The sequence below is a fragment of the Streptomyces sp. NWU339 genome (assembly GCF_003143855.1).
Classification (GTDB): domain Bacteria; phylum Actinomycetota; class Actinomycetes; order Streptomycetales; family Streptomycetaceae; genus Streptomyces.
The window spans coordinates 331,261-353,479 of record NZ_QFRK01000002.1; the positions used below are offsets into that span (position 1 = coordinate 331,261).

The following is a 22,219-nucleotide window of genomic DNA, read 5'->3' on the forward strand; positions in this document are numbered from 1 at the left end:
GCCACCTCCGCTCATCCTCCGAGACGGGTCCAGAGGTGAGTCCATGACGGAATCGATGACCGAGCCGAAAACGGAGAGCGAGTACCGGCCCGCCGAGTGCCACGAGGCGACGATCCTGCTGGACCGGGCGAGGGCCGAGGTCGTCCCCGTGCTGCGGGCCGCCATCGGCTCGATGCCCGGCCCGTTGCGCCGGATCGGTCTCTACCACTTCGGCTGGGAGAACGCGGACGGCACCCCGGCCGCGGGCGGGTCCGGCAAGGCCATCCGTCCCGCACTGGTGCTCGCCGCGGCCTCCGCCCTCGGCGGGCCCGCGGCCCGGGCGGCGGCGGTACGGGCAGCCGCCGCGGTGGAACTGGTCCACAACTTCACGTTGCTGCACGACGACGTGATGGACCGGGACACCACCCGGCGCCACCGGCCCACCGCATGGACCGTGTTCGGTGACGACGACGCGATCCTCACCGGAGACGCCCTCCACGCGCTCGCCCTGCGGCTGCTCGCCGAGGACCCGCACCCCGCGGCCCGGGCCGCGGTGGCCCGGCTGGCGGACTGCGTCGTGGAACTGTGCGCCGGACAACAGGCGGACACGGCCATGGAGGGGCGCGACCCCGGCGAGGTCACCCTCGAGGAGACCCTCGCCATGGCCGAGGCCAAGACGGGCGCGCTGCTCGGCTGCGCCTGCGCGCTCGGCGCGCTGTACGCGGATGCCGGGGCGGCGGAGGTGGCGGCACTGGACGCGTTCGGCCGTGAGTCGGGGCTGGCCTTCCAGCTCATCGACGACGTGATCGGCATATGGGGCGACCCTCGGCACACCGGCAAGCCCGTCGGCGCGGATCTGGCAGCCCGCAAGAAGTCCCTGCCGGTGGTCGCCGCGCTCACCTCCGGCACCCCGGCGGCGTCCGAACTCGCCGGGCTGTACGGGGCTCCGCACGCGGACGAGGAGGACCTGGAGTACATCGCCCTGACCGTGGAACGGGCGGGCGGCCGTGACTGGGCGCAGGCCCAGGCGGCCGACCGCATGGCTCGGGTGATGCAGGAACTCGCTCGCGCGGTGCCCGACCCGGAGGCGGCGGGCGGTCTGCTGGCCCTCGCCGAGTTCGTGACCCGGCGCACCGCGTAGATCGCCCGGTGGGTCCCGCACTTCCCCACGGTGTGCGGGACCCACCGCGCATGCGGCGCGGCCGGCCGAGATGTCGGCAAGCGTCGGCTGCCGCCCTCCCGTTAGGCTCAACCCCCGTACGATCGACGAGAGTTGAGGCGAAGGGGCGGACATGGGTGTGGCGATCCGGACGGCTGGGGACGGGGACCGGGAACTGCTGGTCCGGCTTCTGGACGAGGCGTTCCAGGACGACCCGGTGAGCAGCTGGGTCTTCCCCGGCGAGGAGTACCGCCGTACGACGCACCACAGGCTGATGGCCGCCTTCACCGACCTCGTGCTCGCCGAGGGACGTGTCGACGTCACGGAGGACGGCTCGGCGTGCGCGCTGTGGCTGTCGATGCCGGCGGCCGAGCACGGCGACGGGACACCCGAGGACGACGAGGGCCCGGCCCGGGTACGCCGGGCCGTCGACCCGGACAACGAGCGGGTGGAGATGATCGGTCGGCTGACGGCGGGCGTCCACCCCTTTGGGCGGGCCCACGAGTACCTATGGATGATCGGCGTGACACCCGCCCGGCAGGGCGAGGGACTCGGCACCGCGCTCATCGGCTCGGTCCTCGACCGCTGCGACCGGGAGGGGCTGCCGGCCTATCTGGAGGCGAGCAGCGTCCGCAGCCGCGTGCTGTACGAACGCCTCGGCTTCGCCCCGACCGGCGAGCCCCTGCTCCTCCCAGACGGCCCCCACATGTGGCCGATGTGGCGCGAACCCCGCACTCGTGCGGCCGACCGGTCCTTCGCCCACGCCTGACCGCCCCGCTTCCCCCCTTCTCGGTCTCACCTCCCGAGTCAGGGACGTTCGGCCCTGGTCACCGGCCCGTGCCCCGGCTTCACTGACCTGGGACCGGGCCGGTGACCGGAGGCCGAGGACTGTCAGGGGCGAGATGAGTACAACGGCGCGTGACGACGGGGCGGGACACAACGGAGGGGCGGCCGGGGAGATCGTGCTGGTCGGGCACGCCGATCTCACCCCGCGCACGCTCGAGCTGGTGGAGCGCGAACTGCGACGGCGTCTGGAGGAACGCTGCGCGCGGGGAGCGGCCATGGTGCGGTGCGGGGCGGGAGCGCCGCTGGCGTTCGGCCGCGCGGCGCGTGCGTCGGGCCGCCGCCTGATCGTCGTCATCCCCACGGACAACGGGGTCCCTGCCATGCCGCCCAGGCGCGACCGGATGGCCGCCGGTGAGCTGCTGAACCTCGCCGACCAGGCGCGGCTGCTGGCGTACGACCCGAATCACCGCGGTTCCTGTGTCGGTGCGGACGAGCGGATGGTCGCCTCCAGCGGCCTCCTCCTGGCGGTCTGGGACGGGTCGCCGTCCAACGGCCGCGACGCCACCGCCCATCTGGTGACGTATGCCCGCGCCCGGGGCATCCCCGTCGAGATCGTCTGGCCCGCGGGCGCCGAACGCGAGGCCGTGCCGGCTGTACCAGCCGTACCGGCCACCAGGGAGCGGGCCGTACCCGCCACCAGCCGCCACGGGGCCCGGCGCTGACGACTAGTGCGCTCCACCCCTCCGCCTCCGCGGCCTGTTCGGCCTTCTCCGGCACGATCGCGGCCGCGATCCGCTCCACGAACCCGATCGTGCAGGGCGCCGGCCTGCCGATGTCCGGCGCGGGCTTCGCGGTGACGGAGTTCGCGCTCGAGTCGGTGCGTACGTTCAAGAACGGCGTGCTGGTTCGGACGTACAACAGGAAGCGCTGGACCGCAGTCGGGCCTACCCTGGGTGGCATGGGCAGCGACGAACCGGTCTGTCCCGCCTGCGGACAGCCAGTGGAGATGGTCGTCCGGCGTCACAAGACGCTGGGCGCATGGGTCCCGACCTGGGTCCACGGACCGTGCGGCAACCGGGAGTGCGAGCGGTACCCGGACCGCGACGCCGTCGCCGGCCCTCCCACCGGATCCCTCCGAACCGAGCCCGCCGAGAACGCGGCCCCCACGAAGGAAGCAGGTCCGCGTTCCGAGCCCTGACGCACACCCGCGGCTGCCCGGTGACCGGGCGAGGACGACCGCCCTCCGGCCCGTCCGGCCTGTCGAAGACGACCGCACCCGGCCGTCAGGGTGCCGGAGCGGCGGTCTGCGGGCCGGGTGCGGGCGGAGGACCGGGCGGCTGAAGAAGACAGCGCTGGTCACCAGACATGATCGAAGGATCAGGCACTCTTCGTCTCCTGGTCATCGGCCAGGCCGGTGACCTGGCCTTTTCCTGATTGCTGGCGATGGGGTGCGACGGTCCTGATCGGGTGTCCTGCGGACTGTGTGCGGACTGTGTGCGGACTGCGGGGCAGCGAGGTCACTGCGCCGTGCCCTCGCCGAAGCGAGTGCTGGAGCAGCTTGCCGCCCATGCCCAGGGACACGGAAAAGCCGAGTGGTCTTCACGACCGGGGCCGGCCCGTACGACGCCAGAGCGCGCGACCCTGGAAGCATGGAGATCGAGGTCCTGGTCGTGGCCGACTGCCCCAACGCTCAGCCCGCCGCCGAGCGGCTGCGCCAGGCGCTGGACGCCGTAGGCCTCGGCGAGGGCTTCACCACCCGGGTGATCGCCGACCAGGCCGAGGCCGAGCGGTGCGGGTTCACTGGCTCGCCGACGATCCTGATCAACGGCCGTGACCCGTTCGCCGAGCCTGGCCGGGCGCCGGGGCTGGCCTGCCGGATGTACCGGACCGTGAGCGGTTTGTCCGGGGCGCCGGACGTCGAACAGCTCCGCCAGCCCCTCGCCTCTGCGGCCCGTATCGACGGCTGACCCCTGCGGGAGCCGTGGTCAGGCTCGGGCGGCGGGCGCGTTCCGCTCCAGGCGGGCGCGCAGGGTGCCTTCGAAGTCTTCGGCGCGGGAGAGCTGGACGCGGAGCTTTTCGACCTGTTCGGCGGCGTCCTGCTGGTAGGTGCGGACGCGTTCCAGGAGGGCCTCGCGCTCGTCGGCATCGAGGGTGGCGTCGGCGTCGAGGCGATCGGTGGCGTCGAGAAGGTCGCGCATCTGGTCCAGGGTGAAGCCGAGCGGCTTCATGCGGCGGATGACCATGAGGCGGGCGACGTCGTTCTCGGTGTAGAGGCGGAAGCCGCCCCGGGAGCGGGCGGAGGGGGCGACGAGGCCGGTCTCCTCGTAGTGGCGGATCGTGCGCAGGGACAGCTCGGTCCGTGCGGCGACCTCGCCGATCTGCATGTGCTTGCCGTCCACGCCCGTGATCCCCTGGCCTTTCTCCTTGTCAGCGGCCTCGCCCCAGGTGGTTGCCGCTCATCTCTACCCTAACGTTAGGGTAGAGTCGCTGTTGGTGGGGGCGGCGTTCCGCCGCCTCGCCGTTGCCGTGTCGGGGCCGATGGTGCCCCCGGCGAAGTTCCGATTCTTGCAGGAGAGAAGCGTGCGCGAGCCCATGACGCCCGGCGCCGCCGCCTGCCCGCCGTGACGCTTCGCCCTCGGGCGTGAGCCTGGCCGCGCTGACGGCCGTTCCCAGCTCCGTCCTCTTTCGGCTTCCGGCTCCGGGAGGAGCCGCCCGCGGGGTGCCGGTCTGGCCCCCGCGTCATCCCGCGTGCCCCGGCCTGCCGAACGGGGTGTGCCCGAGCACGACAGGTTCCGTCTCCCTTGTCTTCTGCCGCCACTGCCATGCCCCCGGCTGCGCGCCTGCGTGGCCTGAAGCCCGACTGGATCTCCGACCCGAAGGTCTGGCGCACCGAGGTCCTGGCCGGCCTGGTCGTCGCCCTGGCCCTGATTCCCGAGGCGATCTCGTTCTCGATCATCGCTGGTGTGGACCCGGCGATCGGTCTGTTCGCCTCGTTCACCATGGCCGTGGTCATCTCGATCGTCGGCGGCCGGCGGGCGATGATCTCCGCCGCCACTGGCGCCATCGCCCTCGTGATCGCCCCGCTGAACCGTGAGCATGGTCTTGGCCACCTCGTGGCTGCGGTCATCCTCGCGGGCGTCATCCAGGTCGCCCTGGGCGCGCTCGGGGTGGCGAAGCTGATGCGGTTCATCCCGCGATCGGTGATGGTCGGATTCGTCAACGCGCTCGCCATCCTGATCTTCATGGCCCAGGTCCCCGAGATGAGCAACGTGCCCTGGGCGGTGTACCCGCTGATCGTCGGCGGTCTGGCGCTCATGGTGTTCTTCCCGAGGATCACCACCGTGATCCCGGCGCCGCTGGTCTCCATCGTCATCCTGACCGTGATCACCGTCGGCGCGGCCATCGCGGTGCCGACCGTGGGCGACAAGGGCGAACTGCCGTCCTCCCTGCCCGTGCCGGGCCTGCCGGACGTGCCGTTCACGCTCGACACCCTGACGACGATCGCCCCGTACGCGTTCGCGATGGCGCTGGTCGGTCTGATGGAGTCGCTGATGACCGCGAAGCTGGTCGACGACATCACCGACACCCACTCCAACAAGACCCGCGAGTCGATCGGCCAGGGCGTCGCCAACATCGTCACCGGCTTCTTCGGCGGCATGGGCGGCTGCGCCATGATCGGCCAGACGATGATCAACGTGAAGGTCTCCGGCGCCCGCACCCGCCTGTCCACCTTCCTGGCCGGCGCGTTCCTGATGGTGCTGTGCATCGTCTTCGGCCCGGTCGTCTCCGACATCCCCATGGCCGCCCTCGTCGCCGTCATGATCATGGTGTCGTTCGCGACCTTCGACTGGCACTCCATCGCCCCGAAGACCCTCAAGCGGATGCCCGTCGGCGAGATCGCCGTCATGGTGATCACCGTCGCCTGCGTGGTCGCCACCCACAACCTCGCCATCGGCATTATCGTCGGCTCGGTCACGGCCATGGTCATCTTCGCCAAGCGCGTCGCTCACCTCGCCGAGGTGACCGCCGTGGTCGACCCCGACGGCAAGACGGTGGTCTACCGGGTCACCGGCGAACTGTTCTTCGCCTCCTCCAACGACCTGGTGGGCCAGTTCGACTACGCCACCGACCCGGACAAGGTGATCATCGACCTGAGCTCGGCGCACATCTGGGACGCCTCCTCCGTCGCCGCCCTCGACGCGATCGAGACCAAGTACGCCCAGCGCGGCAAGACCGTCGAGATCACCGGGCTCAACACCCCGAGCGCTCACCTGCACGGCAAACTCAGCGGCGAACTCGCCGCCGGTCACTGACCAGCCCCCGCGACCCGATCAACAGGACCCCGGCCCACCCGCCGGGGTCCTCCGCTGTTCAGGGGAGTGTCTGATCAACGGCTCTGTTCCGTAGTCGGTGGTGACACTGAGTGCCGGCCTGTCAGGATGAGGTCTGGTCGACGTCGACGCCCTTGTAGGGACGGTGTTCTCGGGTTGCCTGCGCTGGTCGTCGAGGATGTGGTGGACGACGGGGAGGTGATCCGGATCGCCGGGCGGACCCGGAATGTGCCGGTGCCCTGTCCGGTGTGCGGGAGGTCGACGGGAAGGTACACGGGTACCACCGGCGGACGGTGGCGGATGTGCCGGTCGACGACCGCCCGGTGGTGGTCTCGCTGCGGGTACGGCGTCTGCCCTGCCCGGAGCTGGACTGCCCGCGGCGGACCTTCCGCGAGCGGGTCCCCGGGCTGCTGGCGGTGCCCGTCTCCTGCTCCACCGCCCTGCGCCTCCTGCGGCGCATCCTGCTCCCCCGGCCCGCGTCCCGCGAGTGATCGGCATCGACGACTTCGCCCTGCGCCGCCGCCACCGCTACGCCTCCGCGCTCATCGCCGGCGGAGCGAGCGTCAAGCAGATCCAGCTGGTCCCCGGTCACGCATCTGCCGTCATCACGCTGCAGATCTACGCGCACCTGTGGCCGGGCGAAGAGGACCGCACCCGGGCCGTCATGGACGCCGTGCTCGGCGGCCTGCGGACCGGGTGCGGACAGGGAGACACTGCAACCGAAGTAATCGCAGGTCAGATGGCATGATCGAAGATCAGGCCTTCTTCGTCTCCTAGTAATCGGCCAGGTCGGTGACCTGCTGCGTTGACTGCTGCAGGCCGCTGACCTGGCCTTTTGGTGATGGGTGGCGATGGGGTGCGACGGTCCTGATTGGGTGTCCTGCGGACTGTGTGCGGACTGCTCTACCTCTGGTGTGCGGATCGTGTAGCTGCCGATGCTAGGAATCGCCATCGTCGGCACGCACTGCCATCAGCACCCGTTGCAACGTGGTGATATGTGGATCCCCATTCGGCCGGACTTCCAGGGTGCGGTCCAGCAGAGCTTCGAGCTCCTCCTGTGCGGCGCGTGGCTGTCCGGCCTCCCACAGCAGCTGAGCTCGACGGTAGCGTGCGTCCCAGACTGAGTCGTGGTCCGCACCGCGTGTACGCGCCCAACCGGCCGCCACTTCCTTGAACTCCTCAGCACTTTCCGCCGGCTGCCCTGCCCGGCTCAGACTCTCACCGAGGTTCTTGCGCGCTAGCAGCGTCTCCGGATGGTCAGGCCCCAACGTGCGGTCCCGACGCTCCACGACGTCACGAAACCGGGGAATAGCCTCCGTGAGCTTTCCCTGGTTTCCCAGCGCCATGGCCAGATTGTGGTTATTTGTCAGAGTCTCGGGATGGTCGACTCCGAGGGCCTTCCGGCACGCGGACAATGCATCGCGGTACTCCGTCTCCGCTTCAGGGAATCGCTCCTGATCGGCCAGCAAATACGCCAAGTTCCCCTGCACGGAGAGGGTCCTTGGATGATCAGGCCCCATGACGCGGGCACATACCGACAGGACTTCCCTGAATGCGGCTTCGGCTTCGGTGGCGAATCCCCTGTCATCCAGAATGCGGGCGAGGGAAAGCCGAGTGGTGAGCGTCTCGGGATGCTCAAGCCCGTGCCTACGTTCCTGGATCTGCAGGATCGCCGAGTGCTCCCTCTCTGCCGCGTCGAGATTGCCCTGAATGCGCATGACGACGGCGAGGTTATGTCGTAGCGTCAGTACCAGGGGTTGATCGTCGGAGTGCTTACAGGCTGCGTCTCTCAGCGCTTCGCGGTAGACGGAAGCTGCCTCGTCGAGACTTCCGAAGTCTTTCAGCGCGACCCCGAGACTGTTGCGGGCGGTAATTGTGTCGGGATGCGTGGGCCCGGACTTCTGTCGTTCCTGGTCGGCGATCTCCCGCAACTGACGGATGGCCTCCCGCAGCCTTCCACGCGCGTGCAACACCGCCACCAGGTCGTGCCGGACGTCCAGACGCCCCCCGTCGTGCTCCCGCAGAGCATTCAGCCTGGATCCACCGCGCGATAGCCGGTCTGTGGACGACGAAATGAGAAGAGGTGCCCGCTGACCTGGGATGATGGGAGTTCCTACGCCCTCATCAATCCCACGAAGCAAGGCACCTCGTAAGTGAAAGTCTCCCACAGCCCGGCGACGCTGTTCGCCGCGTTCGACGACCCGGACCTGATCGCGCATGCCGGGCTGGTCCCGACGATCCGACTGGCCGAGCGGTGCGGTCTGCCCCGGTTGGTGGCCGAGAAGGTGAGGCTCACCGGCGCGGCCAACGGTGCCGGTACGGCGGCCGACGCGAAGGCCCTGTCGATCGTGGGCGGCATGATCGCCGGGGCGGACAGCATCGAGGATCTGGACGTTCTTCGGCACGGCGGCCTGTCCCGCCTGTTCGGTGGGGTACGTGCGCCGTCCACACTGGGGTCGTTCCTGCGCGCCTTCACCTGGGGACACGTGCGCCAACTCGAGTCCGCGGTGCGGGCGTTCACCTGCACTCTGGCCGCGCACACCGGTCTGGTCCCGAAGCGGGACGAGGTGGTGTTCGTGGACATCGACTCCAAGGTCAAGCAGGTCTACGGGCCGGCCAAACAGGGCGCCTCGTTCGGCTATACCAAGCAGCGCGGCCTGCACTTCCAGATCGTCACCGTCAAGACATCCACCTGCGCTCCGGTCATCGTCGCCACCCGGCTGCGCAAGGGCTCGGCAGGCTCCGGCAAGGGAGCGGCGAGCCTCCTGCGCGAGGCCCTGGCCACGGTCCGGGCGATGGGCATCACCGCGAAGGTCATCGTGCGTGCGGACTCGGCGTACTTCTCCCACAAGGTGGTGGACGTGTGCCGGAAGGCGGACGCGCACTTCTCGCTGGCTGTGGCGGTGCACAAGACCATCCGCGAGGCGATCGCGGGCATCGCCGAGACCGCCTGGACACCGATCAAGTACGCCGCCGCCGTCTGGGACGCCGCCGAGGCACGCTGGATCTCCGACGCCGAGATCGCCGAGGTCCCCTTCACCGCGTTCACCAGCAAGAAGAAGGCGTTTCACGCCACCGCCCGGCTGATCGTGCGCCGGGTGAAGCGCCTGAACCCGAAGAGCGTGCCCGCGGGCCAGGCCGAACTGTTCGGCGTCTGGCGCCACCACGTCATCTTCACCGACAGCCCGTTCGTCCTGGCCCAGGCCGAACCAATGCACCGTGAACACGCCCAGGTCGAGCAGGTCTTCGCCGATCTGGAAGACTCCGCGCTCGCCCACCTGCCGTCGGGGAGGTTCACCGCGAACGCCGCCTGGCTCACCCTCGCGGCCACCGCCTACAACCTCACCCGGGCCGCCGGCCACCTCGCCTCCGTCTTCCACGCCAGGGCACGGACCGGCACCATCCGCCGCCACCTGATCAACATCCCCGCCCGGATCGCCACCGGCGCCCGCCGCCTCACCCTCCACCTGTCCCAACACTGGCCCTGGGAAGCCGACTTCGTCGACCTGTGGACGACGACCGGACAGCGCATGGTCACGTGAACCACACGCTCGACCTGACCGCCCACGACCCGAAAGAACCTTGGAGACCCCGCACCGGTCGGCCACCCGGCGATCACCGCTGCCTGCGTCCCGAAGAAACACCCGGAACCCGCCCGACGCCCGTGAGCAGAATTCACGCGGTGGATCGAGGCTCAGGTGGTTGGAGCTGGCTCATCTGGATCGAACCTTCCCGCTTCTCGGTCATCCGCACCTCCCGTTCGATGTGAACGCGTGTTTCGACCCCTACAACTCCCACGTGCTACGTGGACTCGCTTGGATGCTTTCCCTCCTTCCGCCTCGGCCGGACACCGTCCATGCTCTCGTCGGCCTCGCCGAGACCTCCCTGGATCATCGGTCCGGAGACGCTCCCCGCTCGCCTCAAGTGGCTGAGGCGGGCATCGTCGCGCTGGCTCTGCTCGGGAATCGGGCAGCACGGACGGAACTGGAGACCCTGAGCAGATGGGTCACGCACAAGGGCACGTCGCGGCGCATAGACAAAGCACTCGCGGTGCTCTGATCAGGCCGCGACCGCTCTTGCCCATACCTGGATCACCACGCCGTCAGCCACATCGAACGACCGGGACGAGGAGCAGTCCTCCGACCGGCCGGACCCGCCCCGGCAGCGGCGACTCGATGGCGAAGGCCGACCCCTTGCAGGCGTCTCCAGACCCGAGGATGACCACGGCTCTGCCGAGAAAGGGGTCATGAACACGGCTTGACGTGGATCACCAAGCCGCGTTCACAGCCCCATCCGTGGTCCTTGCAGGATGCGGACCCCAAGCAGATCTACTCTCCGACCCCGCGGGCGACCTCACCGATCAGGTCGGCCAGTAGCCCCGGGTGGGACAGAAACGGATGGTGGCCGGTCGGCAGGTCGATCACACCGGACGCCCGCCGGGCGAACTCCCGCTGCTTCGCCGGCGGCGTGGCCCGGTCCCCGGTACAGACGACGTACGTCGAGGGGGTCTTGTGCCAGGCAATGCCGCGCGGAGCCTGAGCGAAGACCGCCTGTGACTGCGGTCCCAACCGCCGGAAGGCGCCCGCCTCGGCCTCCTCGTCGCAGTCGTGCAGGAAGGCGCCCCGCAGGTCGACCGCCGTATTCGGGACGACCGTGCCATCATCCCGCGGGACGACCCAGGGGGCGGGGTCGGGTCCAGCCAGGGAGGCGAGGGATTCGCCGCGGTCCGGCACGACCGCGGTGATGTAGAGGAGGTGGGTGACGTCGTCCCTGCCCGCGGCGGCGTCGGTGATCACCATCCCGCCGTAGGAGTGCCCGCACAGCAAGGCGGGGTGCCCAGGCTCCTGGTCCAGCACGGACCGCACCGCGTCAGCGTCGGCGTACAAATCCGCTCCGTACGCGGCGCCCGCCCGCTCGCCGCAGCTGGGCAGTTCCACACTGCGGCTCTCCAGCCCCAGGGCGGCGAGTGGCTCCACCATCCGGTTCCACCACCAGTCGGCATCCTGCGCGCACGCGCCATGGACGAATACGACCCGCATTCATGCCTCCCTCAGCTTCCCGGCCGCCCCGTGACGACCGCAAGCCCAGGCCATCATGTCCAGCCCGAAGGTCAACCGTTTTGCTCTGCGCGCGAATTTCCTCATGCCATCGGCTGACCCTCGCCGCGAGCACCTGAAGACGCGTGCGGGCCTGCTCGATCTGATCGCCAGGGCCGCCTGATCCGCGGGCCGCCGATGCCCGGCCTGCCACTCTCCCGAGAGATCCCGCCGCCCACCTTGAGGGACAAGGACTGTGAGCGCGGCTTGACGTGGATCAAGCCGTCCTTCCTCTGGATGATGTACCGCTGCGGGCGGGGGCCGAGGAAGGGCAGGAGGTCGTCCTCGCGGTCGAGATCACCCGCGAGGGCTTCGAGTGGGCGCTGGAGCACGCCTGCCTGGCGCACCACGAGCGCGGACTGCACGCCGACCGGGCCGCCTGGAAGCGGCGGGTGAAGCGGGCCCCGGCGCGGGTCCAGTGGGACCCCGAGCGCGATGTGCAGCTGCGGCCGCTCGCCCACCGCTCGCTGCGGCTCGGGCTCGCCGGTGAGGCGGCACGCCGTTACGCGGACGAGTGGACGGTCTCCGTCGCCGACGCCACCGCTCTGGCGCACGAGATCCACGGGCAGGTGCGGGGCGGCGGCCTGGAGGCCGCCCGGCGGCTTCTTCCCCACGAGCCGCCCCACCCCGCTCCCGACGGGCTCCTGGATCACCTGCGCCCATGAGGCATGAAGGCCGGGGCGTGCGCTGACGTCAAGGGGACAGGTACCGGTGCCCTCACACTTTTCGGTGTTGCTCGAAAGTGGTCGGCTTTCGGCCGGTTGTTGGCTGTGTGCTTAGCACTGTTCTCGCTCCAGGGGGTCCACTTCGGTAACTCGTTGCTTATGGGTGGGGTCGGTCTGTCACCCTGGCGGCATTGATCGAGGTGTATTCGTACGAACTGCCCGGGGAGCTGCCCATGAGGGCCATTCCGACGCAACGGGAGACCCCGAGTGCCGTCTCGGAGGCGCCCGCGCGGGCGTGCGCGCGGGCGGACGCGGCGCTGTCCGGCGGCTCCCTCGCGCCGGGCACCGCGCGGGCCCTGGTGCGGGCGGCGCTCGCCGACTGGACGGAGCGCGCCCTGCCCGGTGCCGAGCACCTCACCGCCCGCGCCGGCGACGACGCCACGCTGATCGCCAGCGAACTGGTCACCAACGCCGTCGTGCACGCCGGCACCGAGGTACGGCTGACCTGCCGCCTCGAGGGGGAGACCGGCGCCCTCGTCGTCGAGGTCACCGACCTCCACCCCTCCCGCGCCCCGCGCGGCGGCGATCCGGAGGCACCGCCCTACGAGAGCCCCGAGCACGGGCGCGGCCTGCGCCTCGTCGCCGCGCTCTCCGAGGCCTGGGGGATCACCTACCGCCCCGGCACCAAAACCATCTGGGCCCGGATCCCCGTGGGAGGGGACTTCGCGGCGGACGGCACGGAGGGCGCGGAGGAGAGTGCGGAGAACGCGGAGGAAACGGAGAGCGCAGGGAGCGCGGGCATTCCGTTCGACGCGTACGTCTGGGAGGCGGAGCCCGGCGGCGAGGAATGGCGTTCACCCCGGCCGTACCGGCGGGACGGGGCCTGGCTGGGGCGTGGGGCGCTCTCCTTCCTCGCCGAGGCGTCCGATCTGCTCGCCGGGCAGCTGGACGAGGACATGGTCGCCGCGCTCACCGGGCAGCTGATCGTGCCGCGGCTGGCGGACTGGTGCGCGGTGTGGCTCGAGGACGAGACCACCGGCCACAGCGGCTGGAGCGACGGGGCACGGGCCGACGGACCCCGCCTCGCCCGTGTCTGGCACGCCGACGAGGGCCGCGTCGAGGAGCTGAGCCGGGCGCTGGAGCAGGATCCGCCGCCTCCCTCCGATCCGCTGAGCACCGGACCGGTCGTCTACCCCTGGCCGGAGAAGGCGCTCCACCTGACCGAGGGCCGCGAGGAGGACACCGGTCCCGGCACCGCCCTCGCCTACCGGCTCGTCGCCGGTGGCCGGCCGCTGGGGACGCTGGTGATCGGGCGGGCCGGGATCGGGCGGTTCCCGGACGAGGTCACCGGGCTGGTGGAGGACCTCGGGCGGCGCGTGGCGCTTGCCATCGGCGCCGCCCGGCAGTACGCCCGCCAGGCCACCATCAGCGCCGTGCTCCAGCGCGGGCTGCTGCCCGGCGCCGTCGCCGAGATCCCCGGCGTGCGCTCCGCCCTCGTCTACGAGCCCCACGACAAGGGCGGACCGAGCGGCGACTTCTACGACCTGTTCCCGGCCGGGCCGGGCCGCTGGTGCTTCGCCATCGGCGACGTCCAGGGCAAGGGCCCCGAGGCGGCCGTCGTCATCGGCCTGGCCCGCCCCTGGCTGCGGCTGCTCGCCCGCGAGGGCTACCGCGTTGCCGACGTCCTCGACCGCCTCAACCAACTGCTCCTGGACGACGCCACGGAAGCCGCCGACGCCGCCGCCCGCGCGCTCGTCGCCGCCGGCGCCCGCCCCACCGCCCCCGGGGACGGCCCCCAGACCCGCTTCCTCTCCCTGCTCTACGGCGAACTCACCCTCGTCGAGGGCGGCGCCCGCGTCACCCTCGCCTCCGCCGGACACCCCCTGCCGCTGCTGCTCTCGCCCGACGGGACGGTCCGTACCGTGGCCCGGTCGCAGACCCTGCTCGGGGTCGTCGAGGACGCCACCTACACCAGCGACTCCTTCGAGCTGCGCTCCGGCGACACCCTGCTCTGCGTCACCGACGGCGTCACCGAGCGGCGCTCCGGTTCCCGCCAGTTCGACGACGGCGACGGGCTCGCCACCGCGCTGGCCGGCTGCGCGGGACTGGACGCCGACCTGATAGCGGAACGCATCAGCCGACTGGTCCACGAGTTCGGGGCGCGGCCGCCGGCGGACGATCTCGCCCTGCTGGTGCTCCAGGCGGACTGACACCCGGGGCGCCGACGGCGCGGGAAGGGACCGGAGCGAGTGCGGGACAATGGAGCACATGCCTTCCGCACTCCCCGACGGCGAGCCCGTCCCCGCCGACGGCGCGCTGCCCGCGTCCGCGCTCGCCGGGGCCGCGGGCCGCCCCCTCGGGTTCTACCTCCACGTTCCGTACTGCGCGACCCGCTGCGGCTACTGCGACTTCAACACCTACACCGCCACCGAGCTGCGCGGCAGCGGCGGCGTGCTCGCCTCCCGCGACAACTACGCCGAGACCCTGATCGACGAGGTCCGCCTGGCCCGCAAGGTGCTCGGCGACGACCCGCGCGAGGTCCGCACGGTGTTCGTCGGCGGCGGCACCCCCACCCTGCTGGCCGCCGACGACCTCGTACGGATGCTGGGCGCGATCCGCGACGAGTTCGGGCTGGCGGCGGACGCGGAGGTGACGACGGAGGCGAACCCGGAGTCGGTCGATCCGGCCTACCTGGCGACCCTCCGCGCGGGCGGCTTCAACCGGATCTCCTTCGGCATGCAGAGCGCCCGGCAGCACGTGCTGAAGGTCCTCGACCGCACGCACACCCCCGGCCGCCCGGAAGCGTGTGTCGCCGAGGCGCGGGCGGCGGGTTTCGAGCACGTCAACCTCGACCTGATCTACGGCACCCCCGGCGAGTCCGACGACGACTGGCGGGCCTCGCTGGACGCGGCCCTCGGCGCCGGGCCCGACCACGTCTCCGCGTACGCGCTCATCGTCGAGGAGGGCACGCAGCTCGCCCGCCGCATCCGGCGCGGTGAGGTGCCGATGACCGACGACGACGTGCACGCGGACCGGTACCTGATCGCCGAGGAGGCCCTGTCGGCGGCCGGCTTCGACTGGTACGAGGTGTCGAACTGGGCCACCTCCGACGCGGGGCGCTGCCTGCACAACGAGCTGTACTGGCGCGGCGCGGACTGGTGGGGTGCGGGACCCGGGGCGCACTCGCACGTGGGCGGGGTGCGCTGGTGGAACGTGAAGCATCCAGGAGCGTACGCGGCGGCGCTGGCGGCGGGGCGGTCGCCGGGGGCCGGGCGGGAGGTCCTGTCGGACGAGGATCGGCGGGTGGAGCGGATCCTGCTGGAGCTTCGGCTCGAGGAAGGGGTTCCGCTCGCCCTTCTCCGTGCGGAGGGGCTGTCGGCGGCGCGTCGGGCCCTGACGGACGGGCTGCTGCGACAGGGGGCGTACGACGAGGGCCGTGCGGCCCTCACCCTGCGGGGGCGGCTGCTGGCGGACGCGGTGGTGCGGGACTTGGTCGACTGAACGGGTGCCGGGAGGGTTTTTCGCCCCCGCCGCCCCTTCCCTTCCCGTCCCCTGGGGACTGCGCCCCCAGACCCCCCTCGGCCTGAACGGCCTCGTCCTCAAACGCCGGACGGGCTGGAATCAGGCCGGGGCCGTCACGAAGTCGATCAACTCCTCGACCCTGCCCAGGAGCGCCGGCTCCAGGTCCCGGTACGAGTGCACCGAGCCGAGGATCCGCTGCCACGCCTCCCCCGTGTTCGCCACGCGCCAGCCCAGCGCCCGGCACACCCCCGTCTTCCAGTCCTGGCCGTGCGGCACCCGGGGCCACGCCTCGATGCCGAGGGACGACGGCTTCACCGCCTCCCAGACGTCGATGTACGGATGGCCCAGCACCAGGGCGTGCTCGCTGGTGACCGACTCCGCGATGCGCCACTCCTTCGAACCCGGCACCAGGTGGTCCACCAGGACGCCCAGCCGCGCGTCCGGACCCGGCCCGAACTCCTCGACGATCGCGGGCAGGTCGTCGACGCCCTCCAGGTACTCCACGACCACGCCCTCGATGCGCAGGTCGTCGCCCCACACCTTCTCGACCAGTTCGGCGTCGTGGCGGCCCTCGACGTAGATGCGCCCGGCGCGCGCCACGCGCGCGCGTGCGCCCGGGACGGCCACCGAACCGGATGCCGTACGGGTCGGACGCGCCGGGCCCGCGGCGGGCCGCACCAGCGTCACCGCGCGGCCCTCCAGCAGGAAGCCGCGCGGTTCCAGCGGGAAGACCCGGTGCTTGCCGAAGCGGTCCTCCAGGGTCACCGTGCCCGCCTCGCAGCGGATCACCGCGCCGCAGAATCCGCTGCCGGGCTCCTCCACCACCAGACCGGGCTCGGCCGGGACCTCGGGGACGGGCCGGGACTTCTTCCACCCAGGGGTCAGGTCAGGGGAGTACTGGCGCATTCTGATGACGATAGGAGAACCGGGCCCCCGTTCGGCCGAAGGGTCAGCCCGACACGCCGAAACGAGCCGCGAGGGCGTCGCGCTGGGCCCGTACGAACGCCGCGTCCACCACCGCTCCGTGACCGGGTACGTACACCGCGTCCTCGCCGCCCAGGGCCAGCAGCCGGTCCAGGGCGGCCGGCCACCGCGACGGGACGGCGTCGGGGCCCGCCTGCGGCTCGCCGGACTCCTCCACCAGGTCGCCGCAGAAGACCACCTCCGGGTCGCCGGGCACCAGCACCGCCAGATCGTGCGCCGTGTGCCCGGGGCCCACGTTCGCGAGGAGGACCTGCCGTCCGCCGCCCAGGTCGAGGGTCCACTCGCCGGACACCGTGTGCCGGGGGCGGACCAGCGACAGCGCGTCCACGGCCTCCTCCGCCGCCCGCGCGTCCAGACCCTCGCGCTCCGCGTCCGCGCGCAGTTCCTCGCGCCCCCGCGCCAGCACCGTGTCCACGCCCACCGCGCCGAACACCTCCGCGCCCGCGAACACCGCCGCCCCCAGCACGTGGTCGAAATGGGGGTGGGTGAGCGCGAGATGTGTCACACGCCCACCGGCGAGCGCCTGCGCCCGTGCCCGCAACCGGGCGCCCTCGCCCAGGCTCGAACCGGCGTCCACGAGCAGCGCCGCGCCCGCGCCGACGACGAGCCCCGCCGTGCAGTCCCACACCGGCAGTCGGCACCGGCCCACTCCCGGCGCCAGCCGTTCCCATCCCGACTCTTCCCAACTCACCGTCATACCGCGACGCTAATCGCCCACGGCTTCCCCGCGCGACGGCGTGGGACCGGCCTTGCCCGGGGTGTACCCACCGGCCGTACACTGGGCGGGGAAGTCTGGCACTCGCGTGCGAAGAGTGCCAGGACATTCAGGGAACGGGCCGGGCGGAAGGCTTCTGGAGGTGTGCGCCATGCTCAGTGAACGCAGGCTCCAGGTGCTGCGCGCCATCGTCCAGGACTACGTCGGAACCGAGGAACCCGTCGGCTCCAAGGCCCTCACCGAGCGGCACAACCTGGGCGTCTCCCCGGCCACCGTGCGCAACGACATGGCGGCCCTGGAGGACGAGGGGTTCATCGCCCAGCCGCACACCAGCGCCGGGCGCATCCCCACGGACAAGGGCTACCGGCTCTTCGTGGACAAGCTCGCCGGTGTCAAGCCGATGACCGCGCCCGAGCGGCGCGCCATCCAGAACTTCCTCGAGGGCGCCGTCGACCTGGACGACGTCGTGGCCCGCACGGTGCGGCTGCTCGCGCAGCTCACCCGGCAGGTCGCCGTCGTGCAGTACCCGTCGCTGACCCGCTCGACCGTGCGGCACGTGGAGCTGCTCCAGATGGCGCCCGCGCGCGCCATGCTGGTGCTGATCACGGACACCGGGCGGGTCGAGCAGCGCATGATCGACTGTCCGGCGCCGATCGGCGAGGCGACCCTGGGGGATCTGCGGGCGCGGCTCAACAGCCGTGTCGCGGGCCGCCGTTTCACCGATGTACCGTCTCTCGTCGAGGATCTCCCCGAGGCCTTCGACCCCGAGGAGCGCGGTACGGTCTCGACCGTGCTCTCCACCCTCCTGGAGACGCTCGTCGAGGACAACGAGGAGCGGCTGATGATCGGCGGTACCGCCAATCTGACCCGCTTCGGACATGACTTTCCCCTCGTGATCCGGCCCGTGCTGGAGGCGCTCGAGGAGCAGGTCGTGCTCCTCAAGCTGCTGGGCGAGGCGAAGGATCCGGGCGTGACCGTGCGTATCGGCCACGAGAACGCCCACGAGGGACTCAACTCCACCTCAGTGGTGTCGGTGGGCTACGGTTCGGGCGGCGAGGCTGTTGCCAAGCTCGGCGTGGTCGGTCCGACCCGCATGGATTACCCAGGAACGATGGGAGCGGTACGCGCAGTGGCACGGTACGTCGGACAGATCCTGGCGGAGTCGTAGTGGCCACGGACTACTACGCCGTACTCGGCGTGCGCCGCGACGCTTCGCAGGAGGAGATCAAAAAGGCCTTCCGGCGGCTCGCCCGCGAGCTGCATCCGGACGTCAACCCGGATCCGAAGACCCAGGAGCGGTTCAAGGAGATCAACGCCGCCTACGAGGTGCTGTCGGACCCGCAGAAGAAGCAGGTCTACGACCTCGGCGGCGACCCGCTCCAGCAGGCCGGGGCCGGTGGCGGCGCGGGCGGCTTCGGCGCGGGCGGCTTCGGGAACTTCTCCGACATCATGGACGCGTTCTTCGGCACGGCGTCGCAGCGCGGTCCGCGCTCGCGCACCCGCCGCGGCCAGGACGCGATGATCCGGATCGAGGTCGAGCTGGACGAGGCCGCGTTCGGCACGACCAAGGACATCCAGGTCGACACGGCGATCGTGTGCACCACGTGCAGCGGTGAGGGCGCCGCGCCGGGGACCAGCGCGCAGACCTGTGACATGTGCCGCGGCCGCGGTGAGGTCTCGCAGGTCACCCGGTCCTTCCTGGGCCAGGTCATGACCTCGCGCCCCTGCCCGCAGTGCCAGGGCTTCGGCACCGTCGTTCCGAACCCGTGCCCGGAGTGCGCCGGCGACGGACGCGTCCGCTCCCGCCGCACCCTGACCGTGAAGATCCCGGCCGGTGTCGACAACGGCACCCGGATCCAGCTGGCCGGCGAGGGCGAGGTCGGCCCCGGCGGCGGTCCCGCCGGCGACCTGTACGTCGAGATCCACGAGCTGCCGCACAGCACCTTCCAGCGGCGCGGCGACGACCTGCACTGCACGGTCACCATCCCGATGACGGCGGCCGCCCTCGGCACCAAAGTGCCGCTGGAGACGCTGGACGGCATGGAGGAGGTCGACATCCGGCCCGGCACCCAGTCCGGCCAGTCGATCCCGCTGCACGGCCGGGGCGTCACGCATCTGCGCGGCGGCGGCCGGGGCGACCTCATCGTGCACGTCGAGGTGCAGACCCCGAGCAAGCTCGACCCCGAACAGGAACGCCTGCTGCGCGAACTCGCCAAGCTCCGCGGCGAGGAGCGCCCGCTGGGCCAGTTCCAGCCGGGGCAGCAGGGGTTGTTCTCCCGGTTGAAGGACGCCTTCAACGGGCGCTGACGGACGACACCGACGGTGCTGCGCGCGGGGGCCGGAAACGGCTCCCGCGGTGCTCCGGAAGGCATTCTGAAGGTGCCCCGGAAGCTGCCCTGAAGGCGCCCTGAAGGCGCCCCGGACACGGCCTGTGCCAAGGGCAAGGGCCGATTAAGCCCCGATTCGGAGATGTCCGAAGGACGTGGCAACATGCCGTCATGTCCTTGGCGCTCACCGATCTCCTTCCGCACCCCGTCGTGCAGGCCCCCATGGCGGGCGGTGTCTCCGTGCCGCGGCTCGCCGCGGCCGTCTCCGAGGCGGGCGGGCTCGGTTTCCTGGCCGCCGGGTACAAGACCGCGGACGGGATGTACCAGGAGATCAAGCAGCTGCGCGGACTGACCGGCCACCCGTTCGGCGTCAACGTCTTCATGCCGCAGCCCGAGACGCCCGACCCGGCCGCCGTCGGCGTCTACGCCCACCAGTTGGCCGGTGAGGCCTCCTGGTACGAGACCGAGCTCGGCGACCCCGACAGCGGCCGCGACGACGGCTACGACGCCAAACTCGCCGTCCTGCTCGACAACCCGGTGCCGGTGGTGTCGTTCCACTTCGGTGTGCCGACCCGCGAGGCCCTGGACTCCCTGCGCCGCGTCGGCACGTTCACCCTGGTCACCGCCACCACCGCCGAGGAGGCGCGGGCCGTGGAGCGGGCGGGCGCCGACGCGGTGATCGCGCAGGGCGTCGAGGCCGGCGGCCACCAGGGCACCCACCGGGACCTCCCGGAGAACGACGGCTCCGGCATCGGACTGCTGTCCCTGGTCGCCGAGGTGCGGGAGACGGTGGGCATCCCGATCGTCGCCGCCGGCGGCATCATGCGCGGCAGCCAGATCGCCGCGGTGCTCGCGGCCGGAGCCTCGGCGGCCCAGCTCGGCACCGCCTTCGTCGCCACCCACGAGTCCGGCGCGCACGCCTTGCACAAGCAGGCGCTGACCGACCCCCTCTACGTCCGCACCGAACTGACCCGCGCCTTCTCGGGACGCCCGGCCCGCGGCCTGGTCAACCGGTTCCTGCGCGAACACGGCCCGTACGCGCCCGCCGCCTACCCGGACGTCCACCATCTCGCCGCGCCGCTGCGCAGGGCCGCCGCCAAGGCGGGGGACGCACAAGGCATGGCGCTGTGGGCGGGACAGGGCCACCGGATGGCCCGGGAGCTGCCCGCCGGGCAGCTGGTGGAGGTGCTGGTCGCCGAACTCGCCGCCGCCCGGACGGCGTTGTCGGCGGGGGGTGCCGGATGACCGCGCCGGTCTTCGTGGTGGAGCACTTCGACACGGACGGCTCCGGACACCAGGTGCTCGACGGCCCCGAGGGGCGGCACGCCGTCTCCGTGAAGCGGCTGCGGGTCGGGGAGAGCGTCGTCCTCACCGACGGCGCGGGCCGCAGGGCCGAGGGCGAGGTGACCGGCACCGAGGGCAAGGACCGGCTGATCGTGCGCCTCGGGGACGTCGTCGAGGAGCCCGTGGAGTCGCCCCGGATCACCGTCGTCCAGGCGCTGCCCAAGGGCGACCGTGGCGAGCTGGCCGTGGAGACGATGACCGAGGTCGGCGTCGACGCGATCGTGCCGTGGTCCGCGGCGCGCTGCGTCACGCAGTGGAAGGGCGAGCGCGGACTGAAGTCCCTCGGCAAATGGCGGGCGACGGCCCGGGAGGCCGGCAAGCAGTCCCGCCGGGCGCGCTTCCCGGAGGTCGCGGACGCGGCGACGACCAAGCAGGTTGCCTCACTTCTGGCCGAAGCCGACTTCGCCGCCGTGCTCCACGAGAGCGGCACCGAACCCCTCGCGACCGTCGAACTCCCCGGCTCCGGCAGCATCGTGCTGGTCGTCGGCCCCGAAGGCGGGGTCTCGCCGGAGGAGTTGGCGCTCTTCGCGCAGGCCGGCGCCAGGCCCTACCGCCTGGGCCGCAGCGTCCTGCGCACCTCCACCGCAGGCACCGCCGCCACGGCCGTCCTGCTGGCCCGCACGGGCCGCTGGTCCTGACGGCCCGGCCGGCCATGTGCGGGAGACGGCTCACTCCACGGTGGTGAGGAGTGGCCGTATGCGCCCTACCGTCACGCGTGGGGCGGTGGCAGGCTGCCGGGCATGGGGGCATTGAGGTGGGTTCGGGGCGGGGCGCGGTGGCGGCGGGCGGTGCCGGCCGTCGGGTTCGTCGTGGTCGTCGTGGGCGGGGCCGTGGCGTGCGAGCCGGGTTCGGTCGGCACGGCGGCGGTGGCGTACACGACCGACGAGACGGTCACCCGGGAGCTCAACCGGCAGAAGGCCGGGGTGCGTTGGCTCAGCTGCACCGCCTCCTACGGGAACCAGGACGGCGCGTCGTCGCGGCCCGCGAGTGAGGACACCGCGGCCACCGTGGACTGCGACGGGGAGACCGAGGACGGCAAGGAGATCACCGTCACCGGGAAGATCACCCATGCCGTCGACGGCGCCTGTGTGCGCGGGGACATCACCGCGAAAGTGGACGGCAAGCAGTGGTTCCGGGTCGACGGTCTGGGCGACTGCGACGCCACCAGCCCGCCCGCGGTGGGCGAGCCCACGAACCGCGGTCCGCGGCCCACCGTCACCGTGACGGTCACCACGACCGTGTGGTGCGAGCAGTACCCGTCCTGTCGCCCCGTCGAGGGCAAGTGATCCAAACCTCTGTCCAGGCCGACCG

General features: G+C 71.6%; 20 protein-coding genes and 2 pseudogenes. 17 read left to right on the forward strand and 5 right to left on the reverse strand.

The window, feature by feature from the left end:
- The first annotated feature begins 43 nt into the window (after positions 1 to 43).
- The 5 genes from DIZ27_RS04500 (at position 44) to DIZ27_RS04525 (ending at position 3,891) form a co-directional block, all read left to right on the forward strand.
- Positions 44 to 1,120, forward strand: a complete 1,077-nt coding sequence (locus DIZ27_RS04500; RefSeq protein ID WP_109376952.1) for a family 2 encapsulin nanocompartment cargo protein polyprenyl transferase — start codon at positions 44 to 46, stop codon at positions 1,118 to 1,120.
- 151 nt (positions 1,121 to 1,271) lie between these two features.
- Positions 1,272 to 1,907 (forward strand): N-acetyltransferase, encoded by a 636-nt coding sequence (locus DIZ27_RS04505; protein ID WP_109376953.1) that lies wholly within the window; start codon positions 1,272 to 1,274, stop codon positions 1,905 to 1,907.
- Between the two features lie 133 nt (positions 1,908 to 2,040).
- Complete coding sequence (locus tag DIZ27_RS04510; RefSeq protein ID WP_109376954.1) at positions 2,041 to 2,646, forward strand: hypothetical protein; 606 nt, start codon at positions 2,041 to 2,043, stop codon at positions 2,644 to 2,646.
- Positions 2,647 to 2,882: 236 nt separating this feature from the next.
- Complete coding sequence (locus DIZ27_RS04520; RefSeq protein WP_109377025.1) at positions 2,883 to 3,122, forward strand: hypothetical protein; 240 nt, start codon at positions 2,883 to 2,885, stop codon at positions 3,120 to 3,122.
- A gap of 451 nt (positions 3,123 to 3,573) precedes the next feature.
- Positions 3,574 to 3,891: a DsbA family protein gene (locus tag DIZ27_RS04525; RefSeq protein WP_109377026.1), complete on the forward strand. Its 318-nt coding sequence runs from the start codon at positions 3,574 to 3,576 to the stop codon at positions 3,889 to 3,891.
- Positions 3,892 to 3,909: 18 nt separating this feature from the next.
- On the opposite strand, the gene DIZ27_RS04530 is transcribed toward DIZ27_RS04525, so the two are convergent.
- A complete protein-coding gene (locus tag DIZ27_RS04530; RefSeq protein ID WP_181383370.1) occupies positions 3,910 to 4,323 on the reverse strand; it encodes a MerR family transcriptional regulator in 414 nt (137 codons plus the stop codon).
- Positions 4,324 to 4,746: 423 nt separating this feature from the next.
- On the opposite strand from DIZ27_RS04530, the gene DIZ27_RS04540 reads away from it, so the two are divergent.
- Both DIZ27_RS04540 and DIZ27_RS46790 read left to right on the forward strand, forming a co-directional pair.
- Positions 4,747 to 6,237 carry a SulP family inorganic anion transporter gene (locus DIZ27_RS04540; protein ID WP_109376956.1) on the forward strand — a complete coding sequence of 497 codons (1,491 nt, stop codon included), beginning with the start codon at positions 4,747 to 4,749 and terminating at the stop codon, positions 6,235 to 6,237.
- A gap of 126 nt (positions 6,238 to 6,363) precedes the next feature.
- Positions 6,364 to 6,901: pseudogene (locus DIZ27_RS46790) on the forward strand (transposase family protein); the annotation flags it as partial.
- Between the two features lie 292 nt (positions 6,902 to 7,193).
- On the opposite strand, the gene DIZ27_RS04555 reads toward DIZ27_RS46790, so the two are convergent.
- Positions 7,194 to 8,234: a tetratricopeptide repeat protein gene (locus tag DIZ27_RS04555; protein ID WP_181383372.1), complete on the reverse strand. Its 1,041-nt coding sequence runs from the start codon at positions 8,232 to 8,234 to the stop codon at positions 7,194 to 7,196.
- A 174-nt stretch (positions 8,235 to 8,408) separates the two neighbouring features.
- Here DIZ27_RS04555 and DIZ27_RS04560 point away from each other — a divergent pair, with 174 nt between their 5' ends.
- Positions 8,409 to 9,797: an IS1380 family transposase gene (locus DIZ27_RS04560; RefSeq protein ID WP_109376959.1), complete on the forward strand. Its 1,389-nt coding sequence runs from the start codon at positions 8,409 to 8,411 to the stop codon at positions 9,795 to 9,797.
- A 786-nt stretch (positions 9,798 to 10,583) separates the two neighbouring features.
- On the opposite strand, the gene DIZ27_RS04565 is transcribed toward DIZ27_RS04560, so the two are convergent.
- The gene (locus tag DIZ27_RS04565) at positions 10,584 to 11,294 is read right to left on the reverse strand and encodes an alpha/beta hydrolase (RefSeq protein ID WP_109376960.1); all 711 of its coding nucleotides are present in this window, start codon (positions 11,292 to 11,294) and stop codon (positions 10,584 to 10,586) included.
- Between the two features lie 55 nt (positions 11,295 to 11,349).
- On the opposite strand from DIZ27_RS04565, the gene DIZ27_RS46795 reads away from it, so the two are divergent.
- The 4 genes and pseudogenes from DIZ27_RS46795 to hemW all read left to right on the forward strand — a co-directional run bounded on the left by DIZ27_RS46795 (position 11,350) and on the right by hemW (position 15,517).
- Complete coding sequence (locus DIZ27_RS46795) at positions 11,350 to 11,475, forward strand: hypothetical protein (RefSeq protein ID WP_258308225.1); 126 nt, start codon at positions 11,350 to 11,352, stop codon at positions 11,473 to 11,475.
- 14 nt (positions 11,476 to 11,489) lie between these two features.
- Positions 11,490 to 12,016 (forward strand): annotated as a pseudogene (locus DIZ27_RS04570) (DUF4291 domain-containing protein).
- Positions 12,017 to 12,249: 233 nt separating this feature from the next.
- Positions 12,250 to 14,226 (forward strand): SpoIIE family protein phosphatase, encoded by a 1,977-nt coding sequence (locus DIZ27_RS04575; protein WP_181383387.1) that lies wholly within the window; start codon positions 12,250 to 12,252, stop codon positions 14,224 to 14,226.
- Positions 14,227 to 14,284: 58 nt separating this feature from the next.
- Complete coding sequence (gene hemW / locus DIZ27_RS04580; protein WP_109377028.1) at positions 14,285 to 15,517, forward strand: radical SAM family heme chaperone HemW; 1,233 nt, start codon at positions 14,285 to 14,287, stop codon at positions 15,515 to 15,517.
- A 120-nt stretch (positions 15,518 to 15,637) separates the two neighbouring features.
- Here hemW and DIZ27_RS04585 read toward each other — a convergent pair whose 3' ends face one another.
- Entirely contained in the window at positions 15,638 to 16,444 is an 807-nt protein-coding gene (locus DIZ27_RS04585; protein WP_109376962.1) for a DUF3097 domain-containing protein, read from the reverse strand.
- A 43-nt stretch (positions 16,445 to 16,487) separates the two neighbouring features.
- The gene (locus DIZ27_RS04590; RefSeq protein WP_109376963.1) at positions 16,488 to 17,219 is read right to left on the reverse strand and encodes an MBL fold metallo-hydrolase; all 732 of its coding nucleotides are present in this window, start codon (positions 17,217 to 17,219) and stop codon (positions 16,488 to 16,490) included.
- A gap of 169 nt (positions 17,220 to 17,388) precedes the next feature.
- On the opposite strand from DIZ27_RS04590, the gene hrcA reads away from it, so the two are divergent.
- From hrcA to DIZ27_RS04615, 5 genes are all read left to right on the forward strand, one after another.
- On the forward strand, positions 17,389 to 18,405 hold the full coding sequence (gene hrcA, locus DIZ27_RS04595) for a heat-inducible transcriptional repressor HrcA (RefSeq protein ID WP_109376964.1): 1,017 nt from the start codon (positions 17,389 to 17,391) through the stop codon (positions 18,403 to 18,405).
- The gene (gene dnaJ / locus DIZ27_RS04600; RefSeq protein ID WP_109376965.1) at positions 18,405 to 19,544 is read left to right on the forward strand and encodes a molecular chaperone DnaJ; all 1,140 of its coding nucleotides are present in this window, start codon (positions 18,405 to 18,407) and stop codon (positions 19,542 to 19,544) included. Before hrcA ends, dnaJ begins: the two co-directional genes overlap by 1 nt.
- 191 nt (positions 19,545 to 19,735) lie before the next feature.
- A complete protein-coding gene (locus tag DIZ27_RS04605) occupies positions 19,736 to 20,809 on the forward strand; it encodes a nitronate monooxygenase (RefSeq protein ID WP_109376966.1) in 1,074 nt (357 codons plus the stop codon).
- The gene (locus tag DIZ27_RS04610) at positions 20,806 to 21,546 is read left to right on the forward strand and encodes a 16S rRNA (uracil(1498)-N(3))-methyltransferase (RefSeq protein ID WP_109376967.1); all 741 of its coding nucleotides are present in this window, start codon (positions 20,806 to 20,808) and stop codon (positions 21,544 to 21,546) included. The genes DIZ27_RS04605 and DIZ27_RS04610 overlap by 4 nt, the downstream gene beginning before the upstream one ends.
- A gap of 102 nt (positions 21,547 to 21,648) precedes the next feature.
- On the forward strand, positions 21,649 to 22,194 hold the full coding sequence (locus DIZ27_RS04615; protein ID WP_109376968.1) for a hypothetical protein: 546 nt from the start codon (positions 21,649 to 21,651) through the stop codon (positions 22,192 to 22,194).
- Positions 22,195 to 22,219 lie beyond the last annotated feature (25 nt).